This window comes from Polaribacter filamentus (assembly GCF_002943715.1).
Taxonomy (GTDB): Bacteria; Bacteroidota; Bacteroidia; order Flavobacteriales; family Flavobacteriaceae; genus Polaribacter; species Polaribacter filamentus.
This window is the reverse complement of record NZ_MQUA01000013.1, coordinates 36,651-60,691: the sequence shown is the minus strand read 5'-3', so window position 1 is coordinate 60,691 and position 24,041 is coordinate 36,651. Positions and strand designations below refer to the sequence as shown.

The window sequence follows — 24,041 nt, the reverse complement described above, 5'->3', positions numbered from 1 at the left end:
ATAATAGAATCGAAAAAGAGGATTGATTTCTTAAATTTGTTCTCAAATTCAACTCAAAAAATATATAATTATGAAAAAAGTAGTATTCATATTTGGTTTATTAGTATCGCTAACGTTGTCTGTAAATGCGCAGGATATTGCTGATAATGCAATTGGTTTACGATTAAGTGGTGGAAATGGAGCAGGCGGAGAAATTTCGTATCAAAAAGCTCTAGGAAATAACAATAGGTTAGAAATTGATTTAGGTTTGGCAAACGAATTTGCTGATTTTAAAGCAACCGGTTTATATCAATGGGTTTGGAGTTTAGAAGAGCAATTTAACTGGTATGCTGGCTTTGGTGGAGGAATTGTTTCTGCAAACGGAACAGGAATTTATGGCGCCGGAGTAATCGGAATTGAATATAATTTTAACGAACCTGTTTTACTTTCTATAGATTATAGACCAGAAATTGGTGTTGCTGGTGGCTTAGATGGATTAAATTCGAGCTTTTCTTTAGCTGTTAGATATCAGTTTTAAGAACAACATTTTTTAAAATAATAATTCCTCTAAATTAGTTTTTAGAGGAATTATTTTTTGGTGAATACGTGTCCAAAATCTTTTTTATAATTTCATTAAAATGAAGTTTCTTTTGTTCTGGAGTTCTTTTTTCTTTTATTGTAGAGTTTAAAATCCCTTCCCAAATTACTTGATCTGTTTTAGCGTTCACAAACTCAATAACAAATTCTTCATTTAACTTCTTACCTCCAATTGGTATTCCGCCAGAAAGACCAAAACCATCATTTCCTAACCCTATTCCTATTAAATTTTTATTTGGATTTTCTGATATTTTCGAAGTAAAATTGATGAAAAAATCAGGATTTTCAACTTCTTGAAAAGTCCGTTGTTTCATTTCCAATTTGAGCGCAGAAGTTACTCTATTTACATCTAATTCATTTAAACCTTGACCAACATCTTCATAAAAACTATAGGTTTTAAAATCAGAAAAATTAATGGTATTATCAAAATCCGTCATCACTTTCGAAGACGAACATCCCATCAATAAAAACAAAAATAAATATTTTAAATTCTTCATTAATTACTGTTTTTTGTCATCTTCTAGCAAAACCCTGGTTGGGGTATCCTTACCATTAATAATACTTTCTGTTCCTTTTGCAACTGCCTGAATTGTTTGTGTAATTACGGTCATATTTAAAGTTTCAGCTTCATCAGAAACTTGATGATAATCCTTATCTACATCAATTGGTGTTGTAGAAAATGTATGAGAAGGCACGCCTAAGCGAGCCAAAGAAGCATTGTCTGATCTAAAAAATAAGTTAAAATTTGTATAGGGATCAGGAAATAACTGATATCCAGTTCCTACTAAATTCTTCTGAATAATCTTTCCAAAATCTGATCTTTCAAAACCAGTTAACCAAGCTGTATTTGGGCCAAAACTTGGTACTTTACCAATCATTTCTAAATTGATTCCTGCAACAAATTTACTCGCGTCTATTCCCTTTCCAAAATGAGTAGAACCAATCAAACCCATTTCTTCACCCGTAAAAGCAGCAAAAAGAATTGTTCTTTCATTCCCTACTTTTTTAAAATATTCTGCCAACGCTAAAACACCAGTAACGCCAGAAGCATCATCATTTGCACCATTATAAATTTTGTCATCTCCTTTTCCTTCATTTCCTAAATGATCATAATGTGCAGAAATAATAACATATTCGTCTTTTTTACTTTTGCCTTCTAAAACACCAATAATATTTGCGCTCGTAATTTCCTCCTTCCCTTTTCTTGGTTTAAAATTAAAGGTTTGTCTATACGTTTCTAAGTCATCAAAAGTGGATAAACCAATTCTTTTAAATTCATTTTCTATATATTTCGCAGCTTTTTCAATGCCCGGAGTTCCAGATTTTCTTCCTTCCATTTCATCAGAAGCCAATGTATATAAATGCTTTTTAACCGTTAAAGAATCGATAAAAAAGGCGTTTCTTAAAACTTCTATTTTGGTTGATGCAACATGCGTCTTAGTAACATTCTTTGCACTGTCGCAAGAAATTATAAATGCTAATGCTATTAAAGTGATATAAATTCTATTCATTTTTTCAGTTTTTAAAAGGATAAATATAACGCAAATTTTTTATGTATTTTTGCGTAAAATTAATACAAATGATTTTATCTGAAATTCCGAATATAAAACACACAAACGAGAACAATTTTTTCCTTTTAGCAGGACCTTGCGCTATTGAAGGCGAAGAAATGGCATTAAGAATTGCTGAAAAAATAGTTTCAATTACTGATAAATTAAAAATTCCTTTTATTTTTAAAGGAAGTTTTAAAAAAGCAAACAGAAGTAGAATTGACAGTTTTACGGGAATTGGCGATGAAAAGGCGCTAAAAATTTTACGTAAAGTTTCTGAAACTTTTGGTGTGCCAACGGTTACAGATATTCATGAAGTTTCTGACGCTCAGAAAGCAGCTGAATATGTAGATGTTTTGCAAATCCCTGCTTTTTTAGTACGACAGACAGATTTAGTTGTTGCTGCCGCAGAAACAGGAAAAGTAGTGAATTTAAAAAAAGGGCAATTTATGAGTCCGGCTTCCATGAAACACGCAGTGCAAAAAGTTCTCGATGCGGGTTCTAACAAAGCTTGGATTACAGATCGCGGAACCATGTTTGGTTACCAAGATATGATTGTCGATTTTAGAGGGATTCCAGAAATGCGTAAGTTTGCACCAACAATTTTGGATGTAACGCACTCTTTACAGCAGCCGAATCAAACCGCAGGAATTACTGGCGGAAGACCAGATATGATTGAAACAATTGCCAGAGCAGGAATCGTAAATAACGTAGATGGTTTATTTATTGAAACTCATTTTGATCCTGCAAACGCAAAAAGCGACGGCGCAAATATGTTGCATTTAGACAATTTAGAAAGTCTATTAAGTAATTTAGTTGCGATTAGAAAAACAATCAATAGTTTATAAAATTATTTAATTACTACTTTTAAAATCCTTCAAGTTTCTAAAACCTGAAGGATTTTTATTTTTGATTAAGTAAATTAAAGGGAAGAAAAATTTTCAAAAACCAATAATTACTAAAGAAAAAATACAACAACTTTAACTATTAAAAATCCGAAAATAAATATTAATTTGGTTTTATTCATTAACAAAAAAGATGCTTTGCATTTTAAGATAAAAATGAATTGATTACTTTGCTTTATGAAATCCTTACTCTTTTTTCTAGGATACTAACTAGAAATCGTGCTTACAATTTATTCCTTTATATCCATTATTTTAGAAGACTTTAACCAATTTACAACTTTTATGTTTTCAGTAATTCAAAGTCATTTTACTATGATAAAGCGTGGAAATATAAAATAATAAATTTTATAACCTTTTTTAAGTGCGAATTAATTAACAAAAATGTTTGTCATCCGAATAAAAAATACGTACTTTTCATTTAATTTTAAATCATTTTCCAAAAAAGTACTTTCAATTAAAATCTGTAAATACATTAAAACCGTTTTAAAAGGTTCTCCCTGATTTAAAATGTATGCTTTTACAAGTTTGATTTTTTTGTATATTACCCAGATTTATAAAGTTTATGGATAAACAAGATAATTTTCAGTTAAATTTTTCTTTAAAAGGATATTCAAGTATTCAAATTGGATTGTACTTTTTATTAGCTGCTTTTTTTATTAAAAAAATACTTGAAGGTTTTTTAATTGATGATAACCCAATGGGCATGCTATCTGCAGAAATTATTGAAATTTTAGTACTAGGTATTATTTTCTTAACAATGGTACTTTCTGCTTTGGCGTTGTTTTTTAAAGGTCAAAGAAAGGCAAGGAGACAAGAATATAAGCTTTGGAATACTAAAACTAAAATAAAATCCCAAGCATTTTCAACTAGTTTTATAGTAATTTTTTCGGTTCTTATTGTCTTAACTACTCAAGATTTTGCAGATTATATGACGCCTACCTTTTTATTCTTATATGGTATTTCACTCCTATTTCTAAAAAATAAAAAAAGTAAAGATTTATTTGTCTTATCTGGTATAAGTCTGCTCCTTACAGTGATCTGCATTTTAGTTCCAAATTACTGGTATTCCTCAATTTACATTCTAGGAATTGCTCATATCACGTATGGTTTGGTGGTTAAAAATTAAAATTTTCTTCTAATTTCTCTAATCATATCCTCTAAACCATTTAATTGAAGTTCATAAACCAACTCCATTTGCTTTCCTAGCTTTCCGTTTGGGAAACCTTTGGTTTTGTACCAAACAATATAATGTTCTGGTAAATCAATTAAAAAAGTGCCTTTGTATTTACCAAATGGCATTTTCATTTTAGCTAAATCAATAAGAAATTGTTTGTCTTCTGTCATTTATTCTTTTCCGTCTACATAATCTTGTAAGTATGAAAAACGTGCTGTTAACTTTCCGTTTTCCGTCATTTTTGCACGCTCTAAAACGCCATATTTATCATTATTAAAAAAAGCAGGAATTACATTTTCTAAAAACATTTCTCCAAAACCTTCACTTGCGTCTTGTGGTAATTCACAAGGTAAATTATCAACTGCCATCACGACAATAGCATTTTTGTCTTTAAAATCTACTTCGGCTTCTGTTTGAGGATTGTAGCCGTAAAAGGGATTTGCAATTGTAGATGCTCTTAAAGTTGACGCAACAGGACCATCTACATCACAAGAAATATCTGCAACATATTTGATATTAAAATCTTCTGATTTAGCATCTTCTCTGGTAAATAAATAAGGCGCTCCGTTTCCATAAAAATGCCCAGCAATAAAGAAATCTGTTACGTTTGCAAAACGCATAAAATCAGATTCATATTCTTCTGGATTATTATAAAAATCGTAATTATCAATTACTTTTCCATCTTTACGCTTATTGTAATCTAAAACATCTAGAAAACAATAAACAGATTCACTCAAAGTCTTTGTTATATAGTCATTTACAGAAACCTTTTTAATCTTCATTGCATCCAGCATCTCTTTCGCACCGTAGGCCACTTTACCGCTACCTGTTAGTAGAATTTTAGTATTTGATACATTAATTTTCTTCAATTCAGAAATTAATTCTAGCTGATTTTCTAACGTTTCTGCCTTCGGTAAATTGAAAGTTTCTTTTGTAATACCAATAGCTCTAAAACCATTGTAAGCACCAACAATACCAGCATAACGTCCAAAACCAATTAAACGTGCTCCATTTTCTTTGATAATGGTTTCATGGTCGAACAACTCAATATTTTTTTCTAAAATTGCTTTCAACAATTCTCTATTATAAGGTTGTTTTTTGATGGTATGGCTAAAGAAAAAATATTTTTTATTCGGAATTAAAGCGCCTATTGGTACTTCTTTTACGCCAAATAACACCTCGCAATCACTTATATCTTCGGAAACTTCAAAACCTAGTTCTTTATACTTTTCATCCGCAAAAATTCTAATATTAGACTTTTCAACCTTTATTTCTGATGAAGGGAATTGATCTTGAAATTCTTTTAATTTTCCTGGAGAAAATACAACCCTTCTATCTGGTGGGTTTTTAAGTTCTTTAATGATGGCAAACTTCATTTTTTATGTTTTAGAAGCTACAACGGATTTAAATATTTTCAATTTAAACGAGTTTAGTAGTATTGGTATAATATTTGTTCGAAGATATTAGATTTTATAATGATAAACAACTGTATTTTTTTATACTTTTGCAATCTATATTTCTTAGGATAAGAAATATTTCTTTGACATTTTGGGGACGACTGGTTTTGACAGCAAGATCAGTAGATTTGTAAGCATACCAAGGAATGAAATTATTCTTGTAAAACTTATTTCAACTTTTTAAACGGCGAAGATAACTACGCTTTAGCTGCTTAATCCGAAATATAGTAGGATTAGCCTAGGCACACAAGGTGTGCAAGCTTTATGTCCACGAACAGCCTTGGTTTATGGCGTTTCATATTAGGGCATCGTAAATATAAACATAGAACACCTGAAACTTCGGCAGGTTTTTGAAACTAAAGAAGTTAAGTTAAAAGTAGGTTGTTTTTGATCATCTTTTAAACGAAAACCAATCAAAAACTAAGTATGTAGAAAGCTTTTTGACTGCTTGTTTGGACCCGAGTTCGATTCTCGGCGTCTCCACTAAACGGGACAAACTCATATTTTTTGAGATTTGTCCCTTTTTATTTTGAGCTAAGTATATGTATATCTGTAAGATACACCTCAATACATCATTGATTCTTGTAGTTCGACATTTTTTTCCGTCAAATTCTATTTTTTCTGGAAAAATCAAACTAATTAGCGTCGATTTACATTCCATTCGACTCTCTGTATAGGTTTGCTTAAAATTTTCTAAATGATTAAAAACAGATTTAATCAGACCTTTACACTCATAATATTAGGTATTTAGCACATTCAAATTAGAAGCTATTTTGATCTCTTTGTCTGTTGTAACAGCCTGAGACGGGTTAAACGTTGCTAAATAATTAAGCGTTGATTTTAAATAGTTAAAACAAGCGAGCCATAAGAAGTGCTTGGCTTTACGAGCTCCCAAAACAGAAGTTGATGGATTTAATGAAGCCATACTACTCTACCAAGCTTTCAAATTATTGAATATAAATTTAATCAATTAATACTTAATTTATTGAAATTTGGCACAACGGAAAAACAAGGCACTCTGCTTTAGATTACAAAATAATTAAAGAGTTCTGGAAATAGAAAAATATTTTTAAAAATGTTACGTAACTAATAGCACGAGTTTTATTTGCAGATCCAGATAGGGTATTTTAAATAGAGGTGGTCGATAGGGATGGTGAGATAAGATACTTACTGTCTAAGATAAATTATGAGTATAAGTACTAATAGAAACATTTACAAGTTGCTACAACAGATAGAATATCGGGGAAAATATGAATGATATTTTGAAGGATAAATTAGCTCCAAAGACAGCCTTAGACAAAGATCGATATAGAAGTTTTGAAGCTTTTGCTAAAGAGAATCAACTTGAGCATCAATCAATAAAAGTATCAGCCAAAGAGTATGTAAAAAAAGAAATTTATCATGTTAAACATGCCAATCAGACCGCGCATGATTTAAAAAAATGGATAGAGAAATTCAATGGAGTCTCAACAAAATATTTATAAAATTAGTTAAATTGGTATGCATTAAAAGCAATCATAGATGAAAATAAAGGTCCAATAAAAAAAACAGTGGCACTGATAGCTACTTCTTTTTCTGCTTGGTATCAATTTAAAGACATTATCAATTTAACATATTTATATATTTAGATTAAAGCCTTATTTATTAATAACTCTTGCAGTCAAAGTTGCTACTTGATGATTTTATCTTTCTTCATTTTTTCAAAAATTTAAGCCAAAACCCTAGAAAGTTTGTCAAGATATTCCATAAATCCTTCTAATAAAAACACGTCAATTGGTTTTTAAATTAGCATTCACAATCTATTGATTAAAAGTATAAAGCACCATTTAATGAGAGTTTAAAAGTTTTTGAAATAACCTTTATCTTTTTTTTTACAAAGTCGAAACTAAGGTTATTTATTTAAACTTTAAAAAGAATTATATATTCTTTAAAAAAATTAAGTAACCCTAAAATATCGAAACTATTATACTTAAAAATATCTCTTTTTTCTCATTGAATTAGTACTCAAAAACACCAAACTCGCTTGTAATCGTCAGTTTTTTAGTTGGTGAAGCTTCTACTCTACCCACAATTTTGGCATCTACATTAAAAGATTTTGAAATTGCAATAATATCTTTTGCTGTTTCAGGCGAAACATAAATTTCCATTCTATGCCCACAGTTAAAAACTTGATACATTTCTTTCCAATCTGTTTTTGATTGTTCTTGTATCAGTTTAAATAGAGGCGGAATCGGAAATAAATTATCTTTTACAATATGCAAATTATCTACAAAATGTAAAATCTTAGTTTGCGCGCCGCCAGAACAATGAATCATTCCGTGAACTTCATCGGAAGTGAATTTAGATAAAATTTCTTTAATAATTGGCGCATAGGTTCTTGTTGGCGACAATACTAGTTTACCAGCATCAATAGGAGAATTTTCTACGGCATCCGTCAGTTTTATATTTCCAGAATATACTAATTCTTCAGGCACTGCGGCATCATAACTTTCTGGGTATTTTTCTGCTAAATATTTATGAAAAACATCGTGCCTTGCGGATGTTAATCCGTTTGAACCCATTCCTCCATTATATTCAGTTTCATAACTAGCCTGTCCAAAAGACTCTAAACCTACGATAACATCACCCCCTTTTATATTTGCATTGTCAATCACTTCAGAACGTTTCATTCTTGCGGTTACTGTAGAGTCTACAATAATTGTACGAACTAAATCTCCAACATCCGCAGTTTCTCCTCCGGTTGAATGAATAGTTACTCCGAATTTTTTTAAATCTGCAATAAGTTCTTCTGTTCCGTTTATAATTACTGATAAAACTTCACCAGGAATTTTACTTTTATTTCTTCCAATAGTAGAAGATAACATAATATTATCGGTTGCACCAACACACAATAAATCGTCAATATTCATTATTAGAGCATCTTGCGCAATGCCTTTCCACACTGAAATATCGCCGGTCTCTTTCCAATACATATATGCTAAAGAAGACTTTGTACCTGCGCCATCTGCGTGCATTATTAAACAATAATCTTCATCATTTGTTAAATAATCTGGTACAATTTTACAGAATGCTTTAGGAAATAATCCTTTATCTATATTTTTAATAGCATTGTGCACATCTTCTTTGGATGCAGATACACCTCGTTGTGCGTATCTTTTAGAAACTTCTTGACTCATATTATTGTGTTGTTCGGCAAATTTAGTCTTTTGATTAAAAAAAAACGATAGAAATCTATATGAATATTTAAAGGCAAACACCTTACCTCTGTCTAATAAAACCCAAATTTTATTTATCTAATTAAGAAATTTACGTTCTAAAAAATAACTTACATATCTTTATAGATGCAGGTAAATTTAAAGAACTTACTTTTAAGTCTTACAATAAGCGTTAGGGATTGAAACGGTATCCTTTTTTATTTTTCATAAAAAAGATTTAGTGGAAAGCCCGTTAAAACGCCCATACTTAGCAAAGCTCAGTACTCACCACTATCTATCTAGTAAACAACAATTCTCTATATTTTGTAAGTGGCCAAAGATTGTCATCTACCATCGTTTCTAGTTTATCGCAATGATATCGTATTTGCTCAAAAAACGGTTTTACATTGTTGCAATACATTTCTGCGGATTTTAATGCCGTATGTTTGTTTGCTTTTCTGCGTTCATCTATCATTTTAACACTTAGTGAGTTAATTTCTGTAATATGATTGGAGATAATCATAATTAATTCTATTTGTTCTTTTGCAATATTTTTATACTCTTCGCCAAAAATTTCTTTTAAATTTCTAGTATTTTCTAACAATGTATTCTGATAAATAATTGCCGTAGGAATGATATGATTTCTCGCAATATCGCCTAAAACCCTACTTTCTATTTGCAAACGTTTCGTATATTCTTCTATATCAATTTCAAAACGAGCCTCTAATTCTATCTTATTCATTACCTCCATTTCTTCAAATAAGTCAATGGTTTTCTTAGAAATTTTTACTTTTAAAGCTTCTGGTGTCGTTTTATGATTGCTTAAACCACGTTTTTTAGCTTCTTTTTCCCAAGATTCACTATAACCATCTCCTTCAAAACGAATTTTTTTCGATTCCTTTATGTATTCTCTTAACACATTAAATATTGCTTCATCCTTTTTTAAATTTTTAGCATCAATTAAAGAATCCACTTCTTTTTTAAATTCTTTTAATTGTTTAGCAACAATTGTATTTAAAACGGTCATCGGTTTTGCACAATTTGTCCAAGAACCAACTGCTCTAAACTCAAATTTATTACCTGTAAAAGCAAAAGGTGAAGTTCTATTTTTATCTGTGTTATCTAATAAAATTTCAGGTATTTTACCAATAATGTTTAATTTTAAATCGGTTTTTTCTTGAGGTGATAACTTTCCTTTAGTCACATTCTCTAATTCATCTAAAACTTGTGACAATTGACTACCAATAAACACAGAAATAATTGCTGACGGCGCTTCATTTGCTCCTAATCGCTGATCATTACTTTCGGATGCAATTGACGCTCTTAACAATTCTTCATACTCATAAACTGCTTTTATCGTGTTTATAAAAAAAGTTAAGAATTGTAAATTCTTCATAGGTGTTTTTCCCGGACTCAATAAGTTTACCCCATCATCTGTTGATAAAGACCAATTATTATGTTTTCCAGAACCATTGATTCCTGCAAATGGTTTTTCGTGAAATAATACTTTAAATCTATGACGTCTAGAAACTTTTTGCATTACATCCATTAGTAAAGAATTATGATCTACCGCCAAATTGGCTTCTTCATAAATAGGCGCTAATTCAAATTGATTTGGAGCAACTTCATTATGTCTTGTTTTTAAAGGAATACCTAATAACATGCACTCTTGCTCTAAATCTTGCATAAAGTTCATCGCTCTTGCAGGAATGCTTCCAAAATAATGGTCATCTAATTGTTGGCCTTTTGCAGAAGAATGTCCTAACAACGTTCTGCCCGTTAGCAAAATATCTGGTCTAGATAACGCTAACGCATCATCAATTAAAAAATACTCTTGTTCCCAACCTAAAGTTGCATATACTTTAGATGCGTTTTTATCAAAATACTTACAAATAGCAGTTGCATGCGTATCAACAGCTTGCAGCGCTCTTAATAAAGGAGTTTTATTATCTAAAGCTTCTCCCGTATACGCAACAAAAATTGTTGGAATACACAAAGTGGTTTCATAAATAAATGCGGGCGATGTTGGATCCCAAGCCGTAAAACCTCTTGCTTCGAAAGTATTTCTAATTCCGCCATTCGGAAAACTTGAAGCATCTGGCTCTTGTTGAACTAATTGTTCTCCATCAAATTTTTCCATCGCTAAGCTACCATTAATAGACTCAAAAAAAGCATCGTGTTTTTCCGCTGTAGCTCCTGTTAATGGCTGAAACCAATGTGTATAATGTGTTGCACCTTTCGAAATTGCCCAATCCTTCATGCTTACCGCAACTTGATCTGCAATTTTTCTATCAATTTTAGTTCCTTTGTCAATCGCATTCATCACACTTTCATACGCAGCTCTTGTAAGATATTGTTGCATAGCATATTTGTTAAAAACATTTTTACCGAATAAAACCGATCTTTTTTCGTTTTCAACCACTTTTATAGTGCTTCTATTTAATGTTTCTTGCAATGCGGCAAATCTAATTGTTGACATAATATGATTTTTAACTAGTATATTTTATTCTTTAAACAAATATACCCTATAAAAATTAGGGATAAAATTATTTTCAGATGATTTTTAAAATTATACCCCTATTTTTTTTGATATCTTAGTAAAATATTTCATTTTTGTAGTATTAACATCACATATACAACTATTTATTATGGCAAAAATTAAATTAGAATACATTTGGTTAGATGGATATTTTCCAACTCAGAACATGAGAAGTAAAACCAAGGTTGAAGAGCATGAAAATTTTCAAGGAACTGTTGAAGAATTAGGAATGTGGTCTTTTGACGGATCATCTACTAAACAAGCTTCAGGCGGCGCTTCTGACTGTTTATTAAAACCAATTGCTATCTATCCAGATCCTGCAAGAATAAATGGTTACTTAGTTATGACAGAGGTTTTAAATGCAGATGAAACTCCACACGTTTCTAACGGAAGAGCAACTATTGATGATGACGATGATGATTTCTGGTTTGGTTTTGAACAAGAATATTTTATTATGGATACTAAAACTCAATTGCCTTTAGGTTTCCCTATTGGTGGTTACCCTGCTCCACAAGGAATGTATTATTGTTCTGTTGGAGGGTTGCATACTCATGGAAGACTTTTAGTTGAAGAGCATGCTAATTTATGTATTGATGCAGGATTAAATTTTGAAGGTATTAATCAAGAGGTTGCTTCTGGACAATGGGAATTTCAATTGTTTGCAAAAGGTGCTAAGAAGGCAGGTGATGAAATTTGGATTGCTCGTTATTTATTAGACAGATTAACTGAAAAATATGGTTTCTATATTGAATATCATCCAAAACCATTAGGTAGAGATATGGACTGGAATGGTTCTGGTATGCATGCAAACTTCTCTAACCACGTATTAAGAACTTGTGGAGATAAAGAAATATATGGTAAAATTTGTGAGGCATTTAGACCTGTTGTAAAAGAGCATATTGCTGTTTATGGTGAGTTTAACGATCAACGTTTAACTGGTTTACATGAAACTGCTTCTATTCACGATTTCTCTTGGGGCGTTTCCGATAGAGGTGCTTCAATTAGAATTCCAATTATTGCAGTTCAAAAAGGTTGGAAAGGTTGGTTAGAAGACAGAAGACCTGCTTCTAATGGTGATCCATATAAGATTGCAGGAAGAATTATTAAAACCGTAAAATCTGCGAACATTAGTTAAAGTTTAAAAAACAATAAAACAAAAAACTCCGAAATCAGAATGATTTCGGAGTTTTTTTTTATGATTAAACTTTATCTATTTGTTTTCTTCTGGTGGAAATTTAGATATAATTTCTTTTACAAATTCTTTAATTCTAGCATCTTTATTTTCTCTGTTGTCTATTTTCAGAGCCCCTGTTCCAATCCCCTGCCAAACTAATTCTTTCTTTTTGGCGTCAATAAAATCAACAAATAAAGTACCTTCAGTAAATTGTGAAACATTTATGTTATTATTCATTCCGTTCATCATCCAAGGATTCCAACCAAATCCCCAACCAAAACCAGTATTATTGTTTTGATTTACATTTACGCGTTCTCTAGATTTGGTAAAAAAGCTAACTAACATATCTGGGTTTTCAGATTTCATAAACCCTTTTGCTAATAATTCTGATTCTACAGCCCTTAGAACACGCTTCTTATCTAAATCAGAAATAGCTGCTTTGTCAATTCCTGGCTTATAAAAAGCAAACGTTTTATAGCTATTAAAATCGGCTTTAGAATCATAATCTACAACTACTTTTACCGAGTTACAAGATGACAATAAAACCACACTAAATAAAAAAAGAACAAAATTTTTCATGATTAATTATTTTAAGTTATTGAATCTATAAGTTTATCGTCAACCATATTAGGTAGCGTTACTTGCAGGTTTTTTTCAGCTTTCATAGCTCTTTTAATTGCAAAAACAGCCTCTTTATTTCTTGCCCAACTTCTTCTTGAAATTCCGTTGTTTACATCCCAAAAAAGCATGGATTCTAAACGTTTTGACGCTGCCTTTGTACCATCAAGAAGCATGCCAAATCCGCCGTTAATCACTTCTCCCCAACCAACGCCACCACCATTATGAATGGACACCCAAGTTGCACCTCTAAAACTATCGCCAATTACATTCTGAATCGCCATATCTGCTGTAAATTTAGACCCATCGTAAATATTAGAGGTTTCTCTATAAGGAGAATCTGTACCAGAAACATCGTGATGATCTCTACCTAAAACTACTGCTCCGATTTCTCCTTTTTTAATGGCTTTATTAAACGCTTTTGCAATTTCAACTCTTCCTTCGGCATCCGCATATAAAATTCTTGATTGAGAACCCACTACCAATTTATTTTCTTGTGCGCCTTTTATCCATTGAATATTATCCGCCATTTGTTGCTGAATTTCTTCGGGCGAATGTTGTTTTATTTCCTCTAAAACTTCACATGCAATTTTATCTGTCTTGGCTAAATCTTCTGGTTTCCCCGAAGCACAAACCCATCTAAAAGGCCCAAATCCGTAGTCAAAACACATTGGTCCCATAATATCTTGCACATAACTAGAATACTTAAAATCAATTTTATTTTCTGCCATCACAGCTCCTCCTGCTCTACTTGCCTCTAATAAAAATGCATTTCCATAATCAAAGAAATAGGTTCCTTTTGCCGTATGTTTGTTGATAGCATCCGCATGTCTTCGTAAAGTTTCTTGCACTTTTTCTCTAAATCTCTTCGGATTTTCAGCCATCATTGCATTTGCATCTTCAAAAGAAATATCCGTAGGATAATAACCTCCAGCCCAAGGATTGTGCAATGACGTTTGATCTGAACCTAAATCTACATGTACATTTTCTTTATCAAACTTTTCCCAAACATCCACGATGTTCCCCAAATACGCGATGGAAACTGTTTCTTTATTTTCTTTTGCTGATTTTACTCTAGCAACTAACTTATCTAAATCGATGATTTTTTCATCAATCCAACCTTGCTGTAATCTAATTTCTGTAATTTTTGCATTTACCTCAGCACAAACGGTAATACAACCGGCAATATTTCCTGCTTTTGGCTGTGCTCCAGACATTCCGCCCAAACCAGAAGTCACAAATAAATTTCCTTTTGTTTCTTTTTTTATTTTTCGAAAGGCATTTAAAACCGTAATTGTTGTTCCGTGAACAATTCCTTGCGGCCCAATATACATATAACTTCCGGCGGTCATTTGTCCGTATTGCGAAACTCCCAATGCGTTCATTTTTTCCCAATCATCTGGTTTTGAGTAATTAGGAATTACCATTCCGTTTGTAACCACCACTCTTGGCGCATTTTTACTGGAAGGAAACAACCCCATCGGATGCCCAGAATACATTGTTAACGTTTGTTTATTAGTCATTTCTGATAAATACCTCATTGTAACTAAATATTGTGCCCAATTTTGAAAAACAGCTCCGTTACCTCCGTAGGTAATTAATTCATGTGGATGTTGCGCCACTGCATCATCCAAATTGTTCTGAATCATTAACATAATTGCCTTTGCTTGCTCAGATTTTCCAGGATATGCTGTAATATTTCTTGCAAACATTTTATAATCTGGTCTAAATCTATACATATAAATTCGACCGTATTTTTCTAACTCATCAACAAATTCAGACAGTAATTCAGCATGATGTTCGGCTTCAAAATAACGCAAAGCATTTCTTAAAGCTAATTTTTTTTCATCCGCAGATAATATTTCTTTTCTTTTTGGTGCGTGATTTATAGAAATATCATAGTGCTTTTTTGATGGTAAAATAGCCGGAATTCCTTGCTGAATTTGTTCTTTGAAAGTCATAAAACGTTCGTTTTTAAGTGTTTTTAAACAAATATATTTCTTTTTATAAATACTATTTTAAAAACAATAAAGATTTGCAGTATTTTTTAAGATTTTCGTAAATTGCAACCCTAAAATCAAACATTTATTACGAATGGAACAAATTACACCTTACACGCCTCAACATAAAGTACGAATTGTAACTGCTGCCTCACTTTTTGATGGTCATGATGCTGCCATTAATATTATGCGTAGAATTATTCAATCTACAGGAGTTGAAGTTATTCATCTAGGACACGATAGAAGTGTTGAAGAAGTGGTTAATTGCGCCATACAAGAAGATGTAAATGCCATTGCAATGACTTCTTATCAAGGCGGTCATAATGAGTATTTTAAATATATGTACGATTTATTGCAAGAAAAAGGCGCCGGACATATCAAAATATTTGCTGGTGGTGGTGGCGTAATTCTTCCTGAAGAAATTAAGGATTTGATGGAGTACGGAATTACTAGAATTTATTCTCCGGATGATGGTCGCTCTCTTGGCTTGCAAGGCATGATCAATGATTTAGTACAAACTTCTGATTATGCAATTGGTGATATTTTAAATATTGATGTCAACAATTTATCAAACAAAGAAGCTGGAAAAATTGCAAGAGTAATTTCTTCTGCAGAAAACTTTCCTGAAGTTGCAAAAGAAACTTTAGATAAAATTCATACAAAAAATAAAGATTCTAAAACTCCAGTTTTAGGAATCACAGGAACTGGTGGCGCAGGAAAATCGTCTTTAGTAGATGAATTAGTTCGTCGTTTTTTAATTGATTTTCCAGAAAAAACCATCGCATTAATTTCTGTTGATCCATCAAAAAGAAAAACGGGTGGCGCTCTTTTGGGAGATAGAATTAGAATGAATGCCATTAATAATTCAAGAGTTTACATGCGTTCTTTGGCAACTCGTCAATCAAACTTGGCATTATCAAAATATGTAAATGAGGCTATTCAGGTTTTAAAAGCAGCTGAATTCGATTTAATTATTTTAGAAACTTCTGGAATCGGGCAATCGGATACCGAAATTATAGAGCATTCTGATACTTCGTTATATGTAATGACTCCAGAATTTGGCGCAGCAACGCAATTAGAAAAGATTGATATGTTAGATTTTGCTGATTTGGTTGCCATTAATAAATTTGATAAAAGAGGTGCTTTAGATGCTGTTAGAGACGTGAAAAAGCAATACATGCGCAACAATAATTTATGGCATATTCATCAAGATGATTTACCTGTTTACGGCACAATTGCATCTCAATTTAATGATCCAGGAATGAATACTTTGTACAAAAGTATTATGGATAAATTGGTAGAAAAAACAGGCGTAGATTTAAAATCAACCATGGAAATTACCAAAGAAATGTCTGAAAAGATATTTGTAATTCCGCCAGCTAGAGTTCGTTATTTGTCAGAAATTGCAGAAAACAACAGAGGGTATGACAAAAAAGTTGATGAACAAGTTATAGTTGCTCAAAAATTATACGGGATTTATCAAACAATTCTTTCTGTCATTACGAGTGAAACGAAGCAATCTCTTCTTACAAAAATAGGTTTAGATTCAGATGAAATTTTATCCGCAGAAATAGAAATAGACGATATAGAATTTGTTAAACTTTTATTAGCTCAGTTCGAGAAAATAAAAATGAATTTTGATCCTTATAATTGGGAAGTTATTTTAAACTGGCAAGAGAAGGTTCAGAAATATAAAGACCCAATTTACACGTTTAAAGTTCGTAATAAAGAAATTAATATTGAAACACATTCAGAATCGTTATCGCACTCTCAAATACCTAAAATAAGTTTACCAAAATACGAAGCTTGGGGAGATTTATTACGCTGGAATTTACAAGAAAATGTTCCTGGAGAGTTCCCATACACAGCAGGTTTGTATCCGTTTAAAAGAACAGGAGAAGACCCAACAAGAATGTTTGCAGGTGAAGGTGGACCAGAAAGAACAAATAGAAGATTTCATTATGTGAGTTTAGGAATGGACGCAAAACGTTTATCAACGGCTTTTGATTCTGTAACTTTATATGGAAATGATCCTGGTCATAGACCCGATATTTATGGAAAAATCGGAAATGCAGGAGTTTCTATTTGCTGTTTAGATGATGCTAAAAAATTGTATTCTGGTTTTGATTTAGCTCATCATATGACATCGGTTTCTATGACTATAAATGGACCAGCACCAATGTTGTTAGGGTTTTTTATGAATGCAGCCATTGATCAAAATTGTGAGAAATACATCAAAGAAAACAAATTAGAAAAACAAGTTGAGGCAAAATTTAAAGAAATTTATGATTCAAAAGGTTTAGAAAAACCAACCTATCAAGGAAATTTACCTGAAGGAAATAATGGTTTAGGGTTGCTACTTTTAGGTTTAACAGGAGATATGGTTTTACCGCAAGACATTTATCAGCAAATAAAAAAAGATACTTTAGCGCAAGTTAGAGGAACAGTACAAGCAGATATTTTAAAGGAAGATCAAGCACAAAATACCTGTATTTTTTCTACAGAATTTGCGTTGCGTTTAATGGGTGATGTGCAAGAATATTTTATCGAAAAACAAGTTCGAAACTTTTATTCGGTTTCTATTTCTGGATATCATATCGCGGAAGCAGGCGCAAATCCTATTACCCAATTAGCCTTAACATTATCTAACGGGTTTACCTACGTGGAATATTATTTATCACGCGGAATGGACATTAATAAATTTGGTCCCAACTTATCCTTTTTCTTTTCAAACGGAATAGACCCAGAATATGCAGTAATTGGTAGAGTTGCCCGTAAAATTTGGGCAAAAGCAATGAAGAGAAAATATGGCGCAAATGAACGTGCACAAATGTTAAAGTATCATATTCAGACTTCTGGACGCTCTTTACACGCACAAGAAATCGACTTTAATGACATCAGAACTACGTTGCAAGCATTGTACGCAATTAATGATAATTGTAATTCTTTACATACCAATGCGTACGATGAAGCAATTACAACGCCTACCGAAGAATCTGTAAGAAGAGCAATGGCTATTCAGTTGATTATCAACAAAGAATTAGGGTTAACCAAAAATGAAAATCCAATTCAGGGTGCTTTTATTATAGAAGAATTAACAGATTTAGTTGAAGAAGCCGTTTTATTAGAATTCGACAGAATTACCGAAAGAGGTGGGGTTTTAGGAGCGATGGAAACGATGTATCAGCGTTCTAAAATTCAGGAAGAAAGCATGTATTATGAAACTTTGAAACACAATGGAGAATTCCCGATTATTGGCGTAAATACTTTTTTAAGTTCTAAAGGATCACCAACTGTGCAACCAGCAGAAGTTATCAGAGCAACGGAAGAAGAAAAACAATATCAAATTAAAACGAAAGAAAACCTAAACAAGGCAAATCTTAAAAATGTGGAACAGCAAATTGCAATTTTACAAGAAGCTGCGATTCAGAATGAAAATTTATTTGATAAGTTAATGGAAGCAACCAAAGTATGTTCTTTAGGACAAATTACAGAAGCGTTGTTTAAAGTTGGGGGACAATATAGAAGAAATATGTAATAACTGTTTAAAGTAAAATAATTATACTATAAGCGCATAAAAAAAGGCAACAAAATTTAGATTCTTGTTGCCTTTTTTAGTTCTTATTTTTTTTAAACTTTTGCTGGTAAATAAATTCCTTTTGTTAATAAAGAAACACCTATAAACAATAAACAGATTGTATTGCCATCGTATTTACAAAAATAATAAACCACTTGAAAAGAAGATCTTTTGTGAAAAAAGCTGTATCAGGTTCTTTTTCAACAATTAACGGATTGTGTAAAGCTGAAAGATTGTGATGGATTTTGCAAAATTATAATTTTAAAAATATAAAAATGCTTCAAGGAGACATTGAAAATTGGAAAGCTATTAATGGGAAAGTAACTCATAAAATTCCTGAAAAAGTAAAAACAGTAGTTGCATTTCCTGAAAAAACTAATATGAAATACGCAATTTCAAAAGAAGAAGTATTCAATGCTTTATCAAAAAATGTTGTAATTGTTGACACAAGATCTTTTAAAAAATTCTAAGGAAAGCAAAAAAAAGGACGCTTCATAAACAGGAAGAATTCCAAATAGCATTCATATTAATTGGGATGAAGCTATCTACTTCAACGGAAATCATACGCTAAAATCAATAGAAACTTTAGCAGAATTTTATGCAAAAAATTAAATGTAACAGAAAATAATTCAATAATTTTGTATTGTAATAGTGGCGTTCGCTCAGCGCATACCACTTTTGTTCTTATTCAACTATTAGGATATAAAAATGTAAAAAATTACGATGGTTCTTGGACAGAATGGAGTTGTTTTAATGATTTACCCTTTACTAATAAAAGTTTAACTACAATTAATTAAAAACTAAAAATGGAAAAATATTTAGATGCGTTTGTAAATGCTTTTACAGGAACTGTAAGCTGGACATGGAAGTCTATCATTTTTGAAGTGCCGTGGTATACCAATTATTTTTGGGGACTTATCGCTCTTTCGCTCATTGTTTGGATTTTAGAAATTTTCTTTCCTTGGAGAAAACAACAAGCTATTATTAGAAAAGATTTTTGGTTAGATGCCTTTTACATGTTCTTTAACTTTTTCATTTTTTCAATCGTTATAAGTGGTGTGTATAAAATTTTAGAATTGGTTTTTAGCGAGTCTAATATCACTACAAAAAGTCTAGCGCTTTTCGATATTTCTCAATGGTCTGCTTGGTTACAATTACTTGTTTTCTTTGTAATTCTTGATTTTGTTCAATGGTTTACGCATGTGTTATTGCATAAATATGCTTTTTTGTGGAAATTCCATAAAGTACATCACAGTGTCAAAGAAATGGGTTTTGCTGCTCATTTAAGATACCATTGGATGGAAAATATTTTTTACAAGCCATTGAAAACTTTTGGTGTAATGATTATTGGTGGTTTTGAACCTGAACAAGCTTATATTGTTCATTTTATCACGATTGCTATTGGTCATTTTAACCATGCAAATATTAAAATAACTTGGGGCGTTTTCAAATACGTTTTAAACAATCCAGTGATGCATTTGTACCATCATGCATATGTGGTGCCAGAAGGAAGAAACGGCATGAACTACGGCATTAGCTTAAGCATTTGGGATTACATTTTTAATACAAATTATATTCCAGAAGATAGTGGAACTATCGAGATTGGTTTTAAAGGTGATGATCAATTTCCACAAAATTTTATTAATCAAAATTTATACGGTTTTAAAAAAGGGCAGAATTAAATATAATTGTAGTAACTATTTTATAGGATAGTTTTTTTATAGCCATTATATTCAAAAAATAATCAGAACAAACTTAGCTTCCTTTTATTTTAATTATCTTAGATATAATTATAAAATATCTAAAAAATGAAAGCACTTAAAAAAGAAGATATCAGTCAAGAAGTATTTGATTTATATGACGACTACGCGCACAATAAAATAGATAGAAAAGCATTTCTTAAAAAACTATCTTTATATGCAGTTGGCGCAATTACGTTGCCCGCTTTATTAAGTTTTATTTCGCCAAATTATGTAGATTCTATATTAGTTCCATCAAATGACCCAAGGTTAAAATCAGAATTTATAACGTACGATTCCCCAAAAGGCGGCCTAAGAATAAAAGGGTTATTTTCTATTTTAAAAGATACTACAGAAAAAGTACCCGGAATAATTGTTGTTCACGAAAATAGAGGGCTAAATCCATATATAGAAGATGTTGCTAGAAGAGCTGCTTTGGAGGGTTTTGTGACTTTAGCTCCGGATGCATTATCTCCTTTAGGTGGATATCCAGGAAATGACGATGATGGTAGAGAAATGCAAAGAAAAAGAGATCAAAATGAAATGTTAGAAGATTTTATTGCGGCGTATCACTATTTAAAATCTCACAAAGATTGTAATGGAACTGTTGGTGTTGTTGGTTTCTGTTTTGGTGGATGGATTTCTAATATGATGGCTGTAAAACTACCAGATTTGGCAGCGGCTGTTCCTTATTATGGACGACAACCAGAAAATGAGGATGCTGCAAAAATTAAAGCGCCTTTATTATTGCAATACGCAGGTTTAGACAAAAGAGTAAATGATGGATGGCCAAATTTTGAAAAAGTTTTAAAAGAAAACAACATAACACATGAAGCTTATTTTTATGCGGATGTAAATCACGGTTTTCATAACAATACAACTCCCAGATATGATGAAGAAGCTGCAGATTTATCATGGGAAAGAACCATTGCTTTTTTTAACACACATTTAAAAGGTTAATCTATGTTACTTTCTTATTGCGAAAAAGAATAAAAAGCAATCTGTTTATTATGTGTTCATTATTTTATAATTGACCGATTGTTTCGTTCCTGGCAATGACTCTTCAATTTTCACTTTAATTTAAGTACTTTTATCCTTTAAATAATTAAGGTGAAAAAGAAAACACTTATCAGCAAAGAATTAGATGACTTTTACAACAAAGCATCCGAAGAAACCAGACTTGAAAAAGGAATGGGGATTTTTGAATTTGAACGTATTAAAGAACTCATAGAACTTCATATTTCCAGCCCGAAAGCAACAATTATTGATGTTGGTGGCGGAACAGGGAAATATGCTGAATGGTTAGCAAAAAAAGGACACAATGTTCATTTAGTTGAACCTGTTTTAAAACACATTAAACTCGCAGAAAAAAGAGCAAATAAGTTAAAAAACCCTTTTTCTGTTGCCATCGGCGAAGCTAAAAAGTTACCTTTCAAAACTGATTCGGCAGATTTGGTTATTCTCCACGGACCTTTATACCATCTTCAAAAAAGGGAAGATAGAGTTGCCGCAATTTTAGAAGCCAAAAGAGTTTTAAAAAAAGGCGGAATTATTTTAGGTTTCGCAATTAACGCAACAGCGTCTACGGTAGTTGGTTTAATGAACGGAATGATTCATGCAAACTCATTTTTTGATATGTGCAAGGAAGAACTCACCACAGGAATTCATAATGCACCAAAAGATTTTCCTTTTTTATTAGCGGATGCTTTTTATCATAAACCACAAGATTTAAAAGCAGAATTTTTAGAGCAAAACCTCAACTTTATAAATCTTTTTGCGGTTGAAGGAATGATTTGGTTAGACAATGAATATTTTGCAAATATGCTAGATAAGAGAAAATCGAAAACGTTAAAAACCTTGCAAACTCTTACTCAAAATGATCAATATTTGTTGCCGTTTAGTCCGCATATGATGATTGCTGTTAAGAAGTAGTTGTTTTATTTCCAAAATTAAATTTAAAAAAATACACTAAATAATTAAAAATAAGGTAGTTGAAAAAAAAAGAAGATCATTGGACTGTTTGTCAGAACTGCAAAGGCACTGGCAAAAAGAGGAAAAGTCTTCGTAAAAAAGCTATACTCAACTACCCGCTGGAGTTCGCGCAATTTAAAAAATCTAATGGCAAGGAAACCCCGCCAGCTCGCCCTAAAGGTCAACTTTATTCTTGTTTAGATTGTAATGGATCCGGATTAATTCACGCTACAAATCATCCTATAGCAGACAACGAAAACTACCCACATATCGCTATTATTGGCGGCGGAATTGGTGGAGTTGCTCTGGCAGTAGCTTGTTTGCATCGTAGAATTCCTTTTACGCTTTATGAGAGAGATCATAGTTTTGATACGCGGTCTCAGGGCTACGGACTCACCCTGCAACAAGCAAGCAAAGCCATGGCTGGACTAGGAATTCCTACTTTAGAAAAAGGCGTAATTTCTACTAAACATGTGGTTCATACTACTGATGGAAAAATCATCGGCGAATGGGGAATTAGAAAATGGGGACGATCAGACACCAAAACATCTCCTAAACGAACCAATATACATATTGCGAGGCAGTCTTTACGTTTAACTTTACTTGAGCAGCTCAACGGACAAAACTCCGTAAAGTGGGGATATCAATTATTAAGTTTTAGTGATTTCGATAGCAAAAATGTAAATCTAAAATTTCAAGTAAAAGACAAAATCATAAATGTCAAAGCGGATCTTGTCGTTGGAGCAGATGGAATTAGAAGTACCGTAAGAAATTTACTAATTGGAGAAGAAACAACTCCTTTACGTTATTTAGGTTGTATTGTGATTTTGGGAATTTGTCCTTTAAAAAATTTAAAAGGCGTAGAAAGTTCTTTACTCGATTCGGCTACCGTATTTCAAACTGCCAACGGTACTGAAAGGATTTATATGATGCCGTATAGTTCAGATGCTATCATGTGGCAATTGAGTTTTCCTATATCAGAAAAAGAGGCTAAAGAACTTCATAGTAAAGGTGTAAAAGCTCTGAAAGAAGAAGCGTGTCTAAGAACTCAGTGGCATGACCCAATTCCGCAGATTGTAGCAGCAACATTAGAAACTCAAATTTCTGGTTATCCTGTGTACGATCGCAAATTACTAAATACCGAATTATTAAAAAAAGGAACTAAAGTTACCTTAATCGGTGATGCAGCGCATCCAATGAGTCCGTTTAAAGGTCAAGGTGCAAATCAAGCCCTGTTAGATGCATTATCTCTAGCTCGAGAAATATATAAAGGATGCAAACCAGTATCTCAATGGAAGGAAATTGGAATACGAAAAAGTATATTAACTAAGTTTGAAACTGAAATGTTAGAACGAAGTGCTTCTAAAGTGAAGAGTTCTGCAGAGGCTGCAAAATTATTACATTCTGAAATTGTGATGTATAAAGGTGATGGCCCAAGAGGAAAACATCGGAAGAAAAAAGATGAATAACTTTACAACTAAATTACAACAAGAGTTAACTAAAGAAACGCAGTTGCATATTTCTAAAATTAAATAATACGGATACCGTAGTAAGAAGAGATAAATAC

20 protein-coding genes and 1 other RNA gene are annotated in these 24,041 nt (G+C 32.0%); 13 read left to right on the top strand and 8 right to left on the bottom strand.

What is annotated here, in order from left to right; all coding sequences use genetic code 11:
• Positions 1-70: 70 nt before the first annotated feature.
• On the top strand, positions 71-517 hold the full coding sequence (locus BST83_RS02315) for a hypothetical protein (protein ID WP_104808410.1): 447 nt from the start codon (positions 71-73) through the stop codon (positions 515-517).
• Positions 518-551: 34 nt separating this feature from the next.
• On the opposite strand, the gene BST83_RS02310 is transcribed toward BST83_RS02315, so the two are convergent.
• Entirely contained in the window at positions 552-1,073 is a 522-nt protein-coding gene (locus BST83_RS02310; RefSeq protein ID WP_104808409.1) for a DUF4136 domain-containing protein, read from the bottom strand.
• A 3-nt stretch (positions 1,074-1,076) separates the two neighbouring features.
• Positions 1,077-2,087, bottom strand: coding sequence for a M28 family peptidase (locus BST83_RS02305; protein WP_104808408.1), 1,011 nt, complete (start codon positions 2,085-2,087; stop codon positions 1,077-1,079).
• A gap of 68 nt (positions 2,088-2,155) precedes the next feature.
• Between BST83_RS02305 and kdsA the strand changes: the two genes are divergently transcribed.
• Together kdsA and BST83_RS02295 are read left to right on the top strand one after the other, a co-directional pair.
• Positions 2,156-2,974, top strand: coding sequence for a 3-deoxy-8-phosphooctulonate synthase (kdsA, locus tag BST83_RS02300; RefSeq protein ID WP_104808407.1), 819 nt, complete (start codon positions 2,156-2,158; stop codon positions 2,972-2,974).
• Between the two features lie 619 nt (positions 2,975-3,593).
• A complete protein-coding gene (locus BST83_RS02295; RefSeq protein WP_104808406.1) occupies positions 3,594-4,157 on the top strand; it encodes a hypothetical protein in 564 nt (187 codons plus the stop codon).
• Here BST83_RS02295 and BST83_RS02290 read toward each other — a convergent pair.
• Positions 4,154-4,375, bottom strand: coding sequence for a DUF3820 family protein (locus tag BST83_RS02290; RefSeq protein WP_104808405.1), 222 nt, complete (start codon positions 4,373-4,375; stop codon positions 4,154-4,156). The genes BST83_RS02295 and BST83_RS02290 overlap by 4 nt on opposite strands.
• Positions 4,376-5,581 carry an NAD(P)-dependent oxidoreductase gene (locus BST83_RS02285; protein ID WP_104808404.1) on the bottom strand — a complete coding sequence of 402 codons (1,206 nt, stop codon included), beginning with the start codon at positions 5,579-5,581 and terminating at the stop codon, positions 4,376-4,378.
• Positions 5,582-5,755: 174 nt separating this feature from the next.
• Between BST83_RS02285 and ssrA the strand changes: the two genes are divergently transcribed.
• Positions 5,756-6,148, top strand: a transfer-messenger RNA (tmRNA) gene (gene ssrA, locus BST83_RS02280).
• A gap of 764 nt (positions 6,149-6,912) precedes the next feature.
• Positions 6,913-7,146, top strand: a complete 234-nt coding sequence (locus BST83_RS02270; protein ID WP_104808402.1) for a hypothetical protein — start codon at positions 6,913-6,915, stop codon at positions 7,144-7,146.
• Positions 7,147-7,659: 513 nt separating this feature from the next.
• Here the strand turns inward: BST83_RS02270 and BST83_RS02265 are convergent.
• Entirely contained in the window at positions 7,660-8,838 is a 1,179-nt protein-coding gene (locus BST83_RS02265; protein ID WP_104808401.1) for an AIR synthase related protein, read from the bottom strand.
• A gap of 313 nt (positions 8,839-9,151) precedes the next feature.
• The gene (locus BST83_RS02260) at positions 9,152-11,335 is read right to left on the bottom strand and encodes a glutamine synthetase III family protein (protein ID WP_104808400.1); all 2,184 of its coding nucleotides are present in this window, start codon (positions 11,333-11,335) and stop codon (positions 9,152-9,154) included.
• A gap of 169 nt (positions 11,336-11,504) precedes the next feature.
• Between BST83_RS02260 and BST83_RS02255 the strand changes: the two genes are divergently transcribed.
• Complete coding sequence (locus BST83_RS02255; protein ID WP_104808399.1) at positions 11,505-12,530, top strand: glutamine synthetase beta-grasp domain-containing protein; 1,026 nt, start codon at positions 11,505-11,507, stop codon at positions 12,528-12,530.
• Between the two features lie 75 nt (positions 12,531-12,605).
• Here BST83_RS02255 and BST83_RS02250 read toward each other — a convergent pair whose 3' ends face one another.
• Both BST83_RS02250 and hutU read right to left on the bottom strand, forming a co-directional pair.
• A complete protein-coding gene (locus tag BST83_RS02250) occupies positions 12,606-13,148 on the bottom strand; it encodes a DUF4136 domain-containing protein (RefSeq protein ID WP_104808398.1) in 543 nt (180 codons plus the stop codon).
• 11 nt (positions 13,149-13,159) lie between these two features.
• A complete protein-coding gene (hutU, locus tag BST83_RS02245; protein ID WP_104808397.1) occupies positions 13,160-15,148 on the bottom strand; it encodes a urocanate hydratase in 1,989 nt (662 codons plus the stop codon).
• Positions 15,149-15,281: 133 nt separating this feature from the next.
• Between hutU and BST83_RS02240 the strand changes: the two genes are divergently transcribed.
• The 7 genes from BST83_RS02240 (at position 15,282) to BST83_RS02210 (ending at position 23,943) form a co-directional block, all read left to right on the top strand.
• Positions 15,282-18,725 carry a methylmalonyl-CoA mutase family protein gene (locus BST83_RS02240; protein ID WP_104808396.1) on the top strand — a complete coding sequence of 1,148 codons (3,444 nt, stop codon included), beginning with the start codon at positions 15,282-15,284 and terminating at the stop codon, positions 18,723-18,725.
• Between the two features lie 314 nt (positions 18,726-19,039).
• The gene (locus BST83_RS02235; protein WP_104808395.1) at positions 19,040-19,234 is read left to right on the top strand and encodes a hypothetical protein; all 195 of its coding nucleotides are present in this window, start codon (positions 19,040-19,042) and stop codon (positions 19,232-19,234) included.
• Positions 19,235-19,336: 102 nt separating this feature from the next.
• Positions 19,337-19,561, top strand: coding sequence for a sulfurtransferase (locus BST83_RS21320; RefSeq protein ID WP_104808394.1), 225 nt, complete (start codon positions 19,337-19,339; stop codon positions 19,559-19,561).
• 9 nt (positions 19,562-19,570) lie between these two features.
• Entirely contained in the window at positions 19,571-20,446 is an 876-nt protein-coding gene (locus tag BST83_RS02225; RefSeq protein WP_104808393.1) for a sterol desaturase family protein, read from the top strand.
• Between the two features lie 126 nt (positions 20,447-20,572).
• A complete protein-coding gene (locus BST83_RS02220) occupies positions 20,573-21,463 on the top strand; it encodes a dienelactone hydrolase family protein (protein ID WP_104808392.1) in 891 nt (296 codons plus the stop codon).
• Between the two features lie 150 nt (positions 21,464-21,613).
• On the top strand, positions 21,614-22,435 hold the full coding sequence (locus BST83_RS02215) for a class I SAM-dependent methyltransferase (protein ID WP_104808391.1): 822 nt from the start codon (positions 21,614-21,616) through the stop codon (positions 22,433-22,435).
• Positions 22,436-22,494: 59 nt separating this feature from the next.
• Positions 22,495-23,943: an FAD-dependent oxidoreductase gene (locus BST83_RS02210; RefSeq protein WP_104808390.1), complete on the top strand. Its 1,449-nt coding sequence runs from the start codon at positions 22,495-22,497 to the stop codon at positions 23,941-23,943.
• Positions 23,944-24,041 lie beyond the last annotated feature (98 nt).